Here is a 9,825-nt window from a genome sequence, read left to right on the forward strand (position 1 = left end):
CGCCGCCCGCGCCGCCCGCCACCGGTACCTGCACGCCTTCCCCTCGGTCGGCAATCCGGCCTCCAACGCCGTCTGCCGCCGGGCCGGCTTCACCCTGCTCGGCGAGACCGACTTCGAGTTCCCGCCCGGGCGCTGGATGCGCAGCAACGACTGGCGGGTGGACCTTCGGGCGCTCCCGGCCGGCTGACCGGGAGCTCCCAGCGCCACGGCGGGCGCTCAGAACAGCGAGGCGCCGCCCTCCAGGTCGAGCAGCCAGCGCTTGCGCTCGACGCCGGCCGCGAAGCCGGTGAGCGTGCCGTTGGCGCCGAGCACCCGGTGGCAGGGGCGGATGATCAGCAGGGGGTTGGCGCCGACCGCGCCGCCCACCGCGCGCACCGCGCGCGGGGACTCGCCGGCCAGGTCGGCGAGCTGCCCGTAGGTGACGGTCTCGCCGTAGGGGATCTTGTCGAGGGCGGCCCAGACCCGGCGGCGGAACTCGGTGCCGACCGGGGCGAGCGTCAGGTCGAAGCCGGTCCGCTTGCCCGCGAAGTACTCGGTGAGCTGGGTGACCGGCTCACCGAGCGCCTCCGGGTCGTACACCCAGTCGTCGGCGGGCTCGGCGAGCGCGTACCGCTGGCCGGGGGCGGTGACGGTGGCCAGTCCGGCCGGGCCGCCGCCGTCCGGGACGATGCCGCTGAGCATCAGCCGGCCGAACGGGCTCTCCATGTAGGTGAAGACGGTGGTGCTCATGCTGCGGTGGTCTCCGTTCCGATGCTAAGCGTTCCAGTGCTGGGCGTCCCGGTACTGGGTGTTCCGGTACTGGGCATCCCGGTACTGAGGTCTGCGGCCGGGCCCGCCCAGAGGCGGTGCACGGCGTAGGAGCGCCAAGGGGCCCAGGCCTCGGCCGCGAGGGCGGCGGACTTCGGGTCCCCCGGAGCGCCGAGCCGGAGCAGTCCGTGCTTGACGCCGATGTCGCTCGGGAGGAAGACGTCGGGGTCGGCGAGGGCGCGCATCCGCAGGTAGCCGACGGTCCACGGGCCGATGCCGGGCAGGGCGAGCAGCCGCGCGGCCGCCTCCCCCCGGTCGACGCCGCCGTCGAGCCGGACGACGCCCTCGGCGAGGGCGGCGCACAGGCCGGTGAGGGCACGGCGCCGGGCGGCCGGCATCGCGAAGTCCTCCGGGTCGGCGGTCGCCAGGGCGGCGGCGGTCGGGAAGAGCAGCCGCAGGCCGCCGTTGGGTTCGGGCAGCGCGGTGCCGTACTTCTCGGCGAGCCGGCCGGCCAGGGTGCGGGCCGCGCCGACGGTGATCTGCTGGCCGAGGACGGCGCGCACGGCCAGTTCGTGCGGGTCGACGTGGCCCGGCGAGCGCAGCCCGGGGCGGGCCCGGACGAGCGGGCCGAGCAGCGGGTCGGCGCCGAGCTGATCGTCGACCGCGAGCGGGTCGGCGTCCAGGTCGAACAGCACGCGCAGGCGCTGGACGGAGGTCGGCAGGTCGCGCAGGTCGGTGAGCAGCAGCCGGCAGTCGAGCCAGCCGCGGTCGGCGGGATCGCCGGGGGCGAGGCCGTCGACCTCGGCGATGCCGTGGCCGTACGGGAGCGCCAGCGTGCGGCGGTAGGTGCGCACGCCGGGGCGCGGTCCCGCCACGACCTCCTCCACGCCGGGGACGGCGCGCAGGGCGAGGAAGTCGATGAGGTGGTCGCTGTCCAGGGCGCCCCGGTAGGCGAGCCGCAGCGCGAGGCCGCCGGCGGGGGTGGCGGTGCGGCGGCCGGCCGCGACCTCGGCGCGCAGCCCGCTGGGCGTGCGGTCGTAGACCTCGCGGACGGTGTCGTTGAACTGCCGCACCGAGGCGAAGCCGGCGGCGAAGGCGATGTCGGTGACCGGCAGCTCGGTGGTCTGGAGCAGCAGCCGGGCGGTCTGGGCGCGGCGGGCGCGGGCGAGCGCGATCGGGCCGGCGCCGAGTTCGGCGGTGAGCTGGCGCTGGAGCTGGCGGGAGCTGTACCCGAGGCGGTGGGCCAGACCGGCCACGCCCTCGCGGTCCACCACGCCGTCGCCGATCAGCCGCATGGCCCGGCCGACCAGGTCGGCCCGGTGGTTCCACTCGGGCGAGCCGGGGACGGAGTCGGGGCGGCAGCGGCGGCAGGCCCGGAAGCCGGCGTTCTGCGCGGCGGCGGCGCTGGGGTAGAAGGTGCAGTTGACGCGCTTCGGGGTCACGGCCGGGCAGCTCGGCCGGCAGTAGATGCCGGTCGAGGTGACGGCCGTGAAGAAGACGCCGTCGAAGCGGGCGTCCCGGCTGTCCACGGCGCGGTACCGGATGTCGTCGTCGATCACGTTGTCCAGTCTGCGGCACCCGACGGGTCTCGACTGGCGGGAATCGGACATGGGCGTCATGGGCCGGGCGGACGGAAAAATCGCGCGCCCCGGCACCGGCCGGCCGGATAGCCTGCGCACGGCCCCGCCCCCGCGTCCCAGGAGATCCCGTGTCCGAACAGCCCTACACCGGTGCGGACGACCCGCGGGTGACCGCCCTGCGGGTCGAGGAGTTCGCCTTCCCCGGGCCGCTGCGGGACCAGCTGGTCGGCGCCGTGCTGTCCGGCGCCAAGACCAGCACCACCGGTCTGCTCGCCGAGTACCAGCGGGAGGGCGAGCCGCTGCCGCGGGTCGGCACCCGCGGGGCGGTGGTCGACTCGGACGGGCGGGTCGTCGCGGTGACCGAGACCACGGAGGTCCGGGTCGTCCCGCTCGGCGAGGTCGACCTGCGGCACGCCCTCGACGAGGGCGAGGGATACACGTCGGTCGCCGAGTGGCGGGCCGGGCACGAGCGGTTCTGGCACGGCGCGGAACTGCGCGAGGCGCTCGGCGACCCGGCGTTCACGGTCGACGACACCACGGCCGTCGTCCTGGAGCGCTTCCGGCTGGTCGCCGACCTCCGCTGACGCAGGGGCGGTCCGTCCGGCGGCGGGGGCGCCCCNNNNCCCGGTCGTCACCGCTTCACGGGACCACCCGCTGCCCGCATCGTCTTGGTGATGGTCTTCCACTTCTTCAGCCGGGCCGAGGCCAGCCGCGCGTCCGAACGGGAGGCGATCCAGTCGTTCTCCCGCTGGAGCTTGCGGTAGCTCTCCATCCGGCGCTCCGGCAGCGAGCCGTCCGCGAGCGCGGCCCGCACCGCGCAGCCGGGCTCGCTGTCGTGGTGGCAGTCATGGAAGCGGCACCCCTCGGCCAGCGCCTCGATGTCGGCGAAGGCGAGCGCCACGCCCTCGCCACCGTAGAGGCCGACCTCGCGCAGGCCGGGGGTGTCGATCAGCACCCCGCCGCCGGGCAGCGGCACGAGTTCCCGGGCGGTCGTGGTGTGCCGGCCCTTCTGGTCGCCGGAGCGGGCCTCCTGGACGGCCATCACCTCGGCCCCGGCGAGCGCGTTGGTCAGGGTGGACTTGCCGACGCCGGACTGCCCGAGCACGGCGGTGGTGCCGGGCGTGCAGGCGCGCAGCACGTCCATCCCCTCCCCGGTCTCGGCGCTGACCACCAGCACGGTGACGCCGGGCGCGGCGGCCTCGACCTCGGCCCGGATGAAGTCGGCGTCGTTGACCAGGTCGGCCTTGGTGAGCGCGACCAGCGGCTCGGCGCCGGACTCCCAGGCGAGGGCGAGGAAGCGCTCGATCCGCCCGAGGTCGGGCTCGGCGGCGAGCGAGGCGGCGACCACCACGGTGTCGACGTTGGCGGCGAGCACCTGGCCGTCGGAGCGCTTGCCCGCGACCTTGCGGATGATCGCGGTGGAGCGCGGCAGCAGCGCCACGACCGCGGGCATGGGCAGCCCCGCCGAGAGGTCGACGGCGGCCCAGTCCCCGGTGCACGGGCAGTTGATCATGTCGGCGTCGCCGACCTGGCGGGTGTCGGCGCGGACGGTGCGCGGCTCACCGGTCTCGGGATCGGCGAGCACGGCGTCGCACTGGCCGCGGTCGACCCGGACGATCCGGGCCGCGACCAGCCCGGCCATTGCGAACGGCGCGAACAGCTCGTCGAGCTCGGCCGTCCAGCCGTAGCCGGCCAGCGGCGAGGCCGCGGAGTCGTTGAGGTTGCTGAGGTTGTTGCGGTTGTCGGAGGCTGCGTTGAACAACGCGGTGGGCCCTTCGGGAGGAAAGTGATCCCGCCGGGCTGCTGCGGCTGCGTGCGCGAAGGGGCTACGTCAGCCGGCGGCCGGCAGGGAGAGGTGGACGCGGGCGCTGCCCAGGGCAGCCGTCATGACAGTCGTGGTCACGGGGCTCACCTCCTGCTTTCTCTCCTCGGCGCGGCACCGACGCCGCCCGAACCGGACGCTCACACGCTAGCGGCCCGGCCCCACCCTGCCAACAGGTTTTCCACCTGCGCGTTTCCCCCGTGCCGCTGGTGACGCTCGGCCAGGACGCTCAGCGCCGGTCCCACGGCGGGCGCGGCGGGCGGGTCGGCGTCGGGTACTCGGGGGGCGGGGCGGTCGGGCGGTCGCTGTCCGGCGGCGGCGGGGCGGGGCGGTGGTGCGGGCCTCCGCCGCGGGCGGTGAGACGGCCGCGGACGTTGTCGGCGGCCAGCACGTCGGCCCACCGCTCGGGGTACTCGGAGGGCACGTCGAGGTCCTCGCCGTCGTCCTCCCAGTACTCCTCCTCGCCGCCCTCGGCGAGGCCCAGCTCGCGCGCCCGCCGGGCCCGCTCGACGGCGCGCCGGGCGGCCACCTCGCGGACCACCGCGGCGGCCGCCTCCTCGTGCGCGCGCTCGACCTCGGCGCGGGCGTCGGCGGTCTCCAGGGTGGGCCAGCGGCGGTCTATGGCCGCGTTCATGGCGGCGCCGATGAGCACCGCGAGCGCCACCACGAAGATCCACAGCAGTACGGCCACCGGCGCGGCCAGCGAGCCGTACACCGAGTGGCCCTCGATCGAGCTGACCAGGTAGAGGCGGAGCGCCACGCTGCAGAAGACCAGCACCACCAGGGCGACCAGGGCGCCGGGGATGTCCTCGCGCCAGGGCGTGGAGACCGGCACCGCCAGGTGGTAGAGGGTGGTCAGCGAGACGATCAGCAGCAGGATCGCGAACGGCCAGTAGACGGCGTTGAGCAGCCCGGCGCTCTCCGGCACGGCGTTGGTCACCAGTTCGGGCCCGGCCATCAGCACCGGCAGCACCAGCGATCCGATCACCAGCGCGCCGAGGTAGAGGCCGAGCGACATCGTCCGGGTCTTGACGATGCCGCGCTTGCCGTCCAGTCCGTACATGACGGTGATGGTGTCGATGAAGATGTAGAGCGCCCGGGATCCGGACCACAGCGACAGCAGGAAGCCGATCGAGACCAGGTCGGGCCGGGTCTGGTCGAACACCTGCTTGAGCAGCGGCTGGACGACCTGGGTGATGGAGGTGTCCGAGAGGACCGTGCCGGCCGCCTTGACGATGTCGGCCTTCAGCTTCTCGATGGTGCCGGCGCCGAGGAAGTCGTCCAGGTAGCCGAGCGTGCCCGCCAGGCAGAGCAGCAGCGGCGGGATGGAGAGGAGGGTGAAGAACGCCGCCTCCGCCGCGAGGCCGGTGACCCGGTACTCGACGCAGGTGTTGGTGGTGTCCTTGACCAGGGCCCAGGCGGTGCTCCGCCAGGTGACCTGCTTGGTCGCCCGCCGGGAGCCCTTGCCCCGACGACGGGAGGGCCGCTCGGGGTTCGGTCGGATCGTCTCGCCTGCTGCTTGCACAGGGCTAACGGTATCGGGCCACGACCGGTCGGCCGGTCTCCCGGGGTCAGGGCGTCGCGTGGACGGCCCGCGGGGCCCCGATCGGCGGGAGCGGCGGGAATGCTCCGGCATCTCACGATCCGAAACCACGGCATCCAGAATACGGACGTTAGTGGACCGCGAGTCGTGCGCCGTGCGAATCTCTTGCCATGCCGAGCGCCGGAACCACCCTAGTAGGTCGACTTCACGTCGATCTCCTTCGCGTGTCCAGCGCCATCTGTCCGGTGACCTGAGCCCGCCCCCGCCGTCTTCCACCGCACCCGGCGCCACCTCCCCCGCCATCCCCACTGAAGCGGATGCGCGGGCGCCCGCCCGGCCCGCCGCGACTGCCCCTCCGGTCCTGATGAATCCGCAGGTCACAGCAGTACAGCACCGCCGAGCACGCCCAGTGACCAACCCGGCGTCAGAGCCACCTGCCCCGAAGGACTTCACCATGGCCACCACCCCCGAGACCGCCGAGCCCACGGCCGACAGCGCGCCCGCGCGCCGCCCCGCCGCCGCTCGCAAGGTGACCCGTCACCGCGGCGAGGGCCAGTGGGGCATGGGCCACTTCACTCCTCTGAACGCCAACGAGCAGTTCAAGAAGGACGACGACGGTCTCAATGTGCGGACACGCATTGAGACGATCTACGCGCACCGGGGCTTCGACTCGATCGACCCGGCCGACCTGCGCGGCCGGATGCGCTGGTGGGGTCTGTACACCCAGCGCAAGGAGGGCATCGACGGCGGCAAGACCGCGATCCTGGACCCGCACGAGCTCGACGCCGAGTACTTCATGCTCCGCGTCCGGATCGACGGCGGCCGGCTGACGGTCGCCCAGCTGCGCGCCATCGCCGAGGTCTCCGAGCAGTACGGCCGCAACACCGCCGACCTGACCGACCGTCAGAACGTCCAGTACCACTGGATCAGGATCGAGGACGTCCCGGCGATCTGGCAGAAGCTGGAGGCCGTCGGCCTGTCCACCACCGAGGCCTGCGGCGACACCCCGCGCGTCATCCTCGGCTCCCCGGTGGCCGGCATCGCCGAGGACGAGATCATCGACGGCACCCCCGCCGTCGAGGAGATCCACCGCCGCTTCATCGGCAACAAGGACTTCTCCAACCTGCCGCGCAAGTTCAAGTCCGCCGTCTCCGGCTCCCCGCTGCTGGACGTCGCGCACGAGATCAACGACATCGCCTTCGTCGGCGTGGTCCACCCCGAGCACGGCCCCGGCTTCGACCTCTGGGTCGGCGGCGGCCTGTCCACCAACCCGAAGCTCGGCGTCCGGCTCGGCGCCTGGGTCCCGCTGGACGAGGTCGCCGACGTCTTCGGCGGCGTCATCGGCATCTTCCGCGACTACGGCTACCGCCGGCTGCGCAACCGCGCCCGGCTGAAGTTCCTGGTCGCCGACTGGGGCACCGAGAAGTTCCGTCAGGTGCTGGAGGACGAGTACCTCAAGTACAAGCTGGTCGACGGCCCCGCCCCGCAGGAGCCCAGCGGCCGCTGGCGCGACCACGTCGGCGTGCACCGGCAGAAGGACGGCAACTACTACGTCGGCTTCGCGCCGCGGGTCGGCCGGGTCGACGGCCGGCTGCTCGGGAGGATCGCCGACCTCGCCGAGGCGCACGGCAGCGACCGGCTGCGCACCACCGCCGAGCAGAAGATGATCGTCCTCGACGTCGCCGAGGACCAGGTGGAGTCGCTGGTGGCCGGCCTGGAGGCGCTGGACCTGCGGGTCACCCCCTCGCCGTTCCGCCGCGGCACCATGGCCTGCACTGGCATCGAGTACTGCAAGCTCGCCATCGTCGAGACCAAGGAGCGCGGCCGCACCCTCATCGACGAGATGGAGAAGCGGCTGCCCGACTTCGACGAGCCGCTGACCATCAACATCAACGGCTGCCCGAACGCCTGCGCCCGCATCCAGGTCGCGGACATCGGTCTCAAGGGCCAGCTGGTGACGGACGAGCAGGGCAACCAGGTCGAGGGCTACCAGGTGCACCTGGGCGGCGCGCTCGGCCTGGAGGCCGGCTTCGGCCGCAAGGTCCGCGGCCTCAAGGTCACCAGCGAGGGCCTGCCCGACTACGTCGAGCGGGTGCTGACCCGGTACCGGGAGGACCGCGCCGAGGGCGAGCGCTTCGCCCAGTGGGCGGCCCGGGCCGACGAGGAGCAGCTGTCGTGAACGAGCGGACCGCCGAGCGCGGCGAGGTGGGGCCGCATGAGTGAGCGTGCCGCCCCCTTCTACTGCCCGTACTGCGGGGACGAGGACCTCCGCCCGTCGGAGGCCGGACACGGCGCCTGGGAATGCCACGGGTGCCGCCGGGGCTTCCAGTTGAAGTTCCTCGGCCTGCTGTCACCGACCAACGGGGGTAATCGGAATGACCGGAACGACGACTGACCACGAGGAGCTGGCCACCCGGGCCGGCCGGGAGCTGGAGGAGGCCACCGCGCAGGAGATCCTGCGCTGGGCCGCCGACACCTTCGGCAAGCGCTTCTGCGTCACCTCCTCCATGGAGGACGCGGTCGTCGCCCACCTGGCCTCCTCGGTCTTCCCCGGCGTGGACGTCGTCTTCCTGGACACCGGCTACCACTTCCCGGAGACCATCGGCACCCGGGACGCGGTGGCCGCGACCATGCCGGTCAACGTCATCACGCTCACCCCGGCGCTGACCGTCGCCGAGCAGGACGCCCAGCACGGGCCGCGGCTGCACGACCGCGACCCGGACCTGTGCTGCTCGCTGCGGAAGGTCGAGCCGCTGAACCGCGGCCTCGGCGGCTACGACGCCTGGGCCACCGGGCTGCGCCGCGACGAGTCCCCGACCCGCGCGAACACCCCGGTGGTCGCCTGGGACGCCCGGCGCCGCAAGGTCAAGATCGCCCCGATCGCCCGCTGGACGCAGGACGACGTGGACGCCTACGTCAACGCCAACGGCGTGCTGCTCAACCCGCTGCTGTGGGAGGGCTACACCTCGGTCGGCTGCTCCCCGCTCTCCTGCACCCGCAAGCCGGGCGAGGGCGAGGACGCCCGGGCCGGCCGCTGGTCCGGCTCCGGCAAGACCGAGTGCGGCATCCACCTCTAGACCCGACCGACCGTCAACACCCTCCCGTTCTAAGGACTGCAACGTGACCACAGCCGACACCCTGGCCGCCGCCGGAGCCGCAGAGGCGGCCCCCGCGGCCGGCCCCTGCGAGCGCGGCGCCACCGTGTGGCTGACCGGGCTGCCGAGCGCGGGCAAGACCACGCTCGCCTTCGCCCTGGCCGAGCGGCTGCGCGCCGAGGGCCACAAGGTCGAGGTCCTGGACGGCGACGAGATCCGCGAGTTCCTCTCCAAGGGCCTCGGCTTCAGCCGCGAGGACCGGCACACCAACGTCACCCGGATCGGCTTCGTCGCCGAGAAGCTCGCCGCCAACGGCGTCAAGGTGCTCGCCCCGGTGATCGCCCCGTTCGCCGACTCCCGGGCCGCCGTGCGCGAGCGGCACGCCGCCAACGGCACCGGGTTCCTGGAGATCCACGTCGCCACCCCGGTGGAGCTGTGCGCCGAACGCGACGTCAAGGGGTTGTACGCGAAGCAGGCGGCCGGCGAGATCTCCGGCCTCACCGGCGTCGACGACCCCTACGAGGCGCCCGAGCACCCGGAACTGCGGCTGCAGACCCAGGGCCGCGCGGTCACCGAGTCCGCCGCCGAGCTGCACGCCTTCCTGACCGAGAGGGGCCTGGCATGACCACCGCGACCGACAGCCTGCTCCACACCGACGACACCCCCTTCGCGCTGTCCCACCTGGACGCGCTGGAGGCCGAGTCGGTGCACATCTTCCGCGAGGTCGCGGGGGAGTTCGAGCGCCCGGTGATCCTCTTCTCCGGCGGCAAGGACTCCATCGTCATGCTGCACCTGGCGCTCAAGGCCTTCTGGCCGGCCGCCATCCCCTTCTCGCTGCTGCACGTCGACACCGGCCACAACTTCCCCGAGGTCATCGACTACCGCGACCGCGTGGCGGCCCGGCACAACCTGCGGCTGCACGTCGCCTCGGTGCAGGACTTCATCGACCGCGGCGTGCTGCGCGAGCGCCCCGACGGCACCCGCAACCCGCTGCAGACCGTCCCGCTGCTCGACGCCATCGAGAAGGGCCGCTTCGAC

General features: G+C 73.5%; 11 protein-coding genes and 1 pseudogene. 8 read left to right on the plus strand and 4 right to left on the minus strand.

Features of this window, described 5'->3' with window-relative positions:
• Nucleotides 1–187: pseudogene (locus ABD308_RS17795) on the plus strand (GNAT family N-acetyltransferase); the annotation flags it as partial.
• A 29-nt stretch (nt 188–216) separates the two neighbouring features.
• Here ABD308_RS17795 and ABD308_RS17800 read toward each other — a convergent pair.
• Entirely contained in the window at nt 217–729 is a 513-nt protein-coding gene (locus ABD308_RS17800) for a methylated-DNA--[protein]-cysteine S-methyltransferase (protein ID WP_344335509.1), read from the minus strand.
• Entirely contained in the window at nt 726–2,357 is a 1,632-nt protein-coding gene (locus ABD308_RS17805; RefSeq protein WP_344335510.1) for a DNA-3-methyladenine glycosylase 2 family protein, read from the minus strand. The genes ABD308_RS17800 and ABD308_RS17805 overlap by 4 nt, the downstream gene beginning before the upstream one ends.
• Before the next feature lie 98 nt (nt 2,358–2,455).
• Here ABD308_RS17805 and ABD308_RS17810 point away from each other — a divergent pair, with 98 nt between their 5' ends.
• Nucleotides 2,456–2,911: an ASCH domain-containing protein gene (locus ABD308_RS17810; protein ID WP_344335512.1), complete on the plus strand. Its 456-nt coding sequence runs from the start codon at nt 2,456–2,458 to the stop codon at nt 2,909–2,911.
• Nucleotides 2,912–2,958: 47 nt separating this feature from the next.
• Here ABD308_RS17810 and rsgA read toward each other — a convergent pair whose 3' ends face one another.
• Together rsgA and ABD308_RS17820 are read right to left on the minus strand one after the other, a co-directional pair.
• Nucleotides 2,959–4,089, minus strand: coding sequence for a ribosome small subunit-dependent GTPase A (rsgA, locus tag ABD308_RS17815; protein WP_344335513.1), 1,131 nt, complete (start codon nt 4,087–4,089; stop codon nt 2,959–2,961).
• Between the two features lie 289 nt (nt 4,090–4,378).
• The gene (locus tag ABD308_RS17820) at nt 4,379–5,674 is read right to left on the minus strand and encodes a YihY/virulence factor BrkB family protein (protein ID WP_344335516.1); all 1,296 of its coding nucleotides are present in this window, start codon (nt 5,672–5,674) and stop codon (nt 4,379–4,381) included.
• A gap of 188 nt (nt 5,675–5,862) precedes the next feature.
• Here ABD308_RS17820 and ABD308_RS17825 point away from each other — a divergent pair, with 188 nt between their 5' ends.
• The 6 genes from ABD308_RS17825 to ABD308_RS17850 all read left to right on the plus strand — a co-directional run.
• On the plus strand, nt 5,863–5,946 hold the full coding sequence (locus ABD308_RS17825) for a putative leader peptide (RefSeq protein ID WP_310593185.1): 84 nt from the start codon (nt 5,863–5,865) through the stop codon (nt 5,944–5,946).
• 200 nt (nt 5,947–6,146) lie between these two features.
• Nucleotides 6,147–7,871: a nitrite/sulfite reductase gene (locus tag ABD308_RS17830; RefSeq protein WP_344335519.1), complete on the plus strand. Its 1,725-nt coding sequence runs from the start codon at nt 6,147–6,149 to the stop codon at nt 7,869–7,871.
• A 36-nt stretch (nt 7,872–7,907) separates the two neighbouring features.
• Nucleotides 7,908–8,087, plus strand: coding sequence for a hypothetical protein (locus ABD308_RS17835; protein WP_344335521.1), 180 nt, complete (start codon nt 7,908–7,910; stop codon nt 8,085–8,087).
• Nucleotides 8,068–8,769: a phosphoadenylyl-sulfate reductase gene (locus tag ABD308_RS17840; protein WP_344335524.1), complete on the plus strand. Its 702-nt coding sequence runs from the start codon at nt 8,068–8,070 to the stop codon at nt 8,767–8,769. Before ABD308_RS17835 ends, ABD308_RS17840 begins: the two co-directional genes overlap by 20 nt.
• Before the next feature lie 61 nt (nt 8,770–8,830).
• Nucleotides 8,831–9,412, plus strand: a complete 582-nt coding sequence (gene cysC / locus ABD308_RS17845; RefSeq protein WP_344335549.1) for an adenylyl-sulfate kinase — start codon at nt 8,831–8,833, stop codon at nt 9,410–9,412.
• The coding region (locus tag ABD308_RS17850; RefSeq protein ID WP_344335527.1) for a phosphoadenosine phosphosulfate reductase domain-containing protein at nt 9,409–9,825 on the plus strand (417 nt) is incomplete at its 3' end. The genes cysC and ABD308_RS17850, both read left to right, overlap by 4 nt.

Origin of the sequence: Kitasatospora putterlickiae, assembly GCF_039527695.1 — a bacterium.
Lineage (GTDB): Bacteria > Actinomycetota > Actinomycetes > Streptomycetales > Streptomycetaceae > Kitasatospora > Kitasatospora putterlickiae.

Bases quoted from the DNA above. Each gene is read 5' to 3' on its own strand.
- ABD308_RS17805 (WP_344335510.1), bottom strand. From the start codon at position 2,357: ATGTCCGATTCCCGCCAGTCGAGACCCGTCGGGTGCCGCAGACTGGAC.
- ABD308_RS17835 (WP_344335521.1), top strand. From the start codon at position 7,908: ATGAGTGAGCGTGCCGCCCCCTTCTACTGCCCGTACTGCGGGGACGAG.
- ABD308_RS17825 (WP_310593185.1), top strand. From the start codon at position 5,863: ATGCCGAGCGCCGGAACCACCCTAGTAGGTCGACTTCACGTCGATCTC.
- ABD308_RS17800 (WP_344335509.1), bottom strand. From the start codon at position 729: ATGAGCACCACCGTCTTCACCTACATGGAGAGCCCGTTCGGCCGGCTG.
- ABD308_RS17840 (WP_344335524.1), top strand. From the start codon at position 8,068: ATGACCGGAACGACGACTGACCACGAGGAGCTGGCCACCCGGGCCGGC.
- ABD308_RS17830 (WP_344335519.1), top strand. From the start codon at position 6,147: ATGGCCACCACCCCCGAGACCGCCGAGCCCACGGCCGACAGCGCGCCC.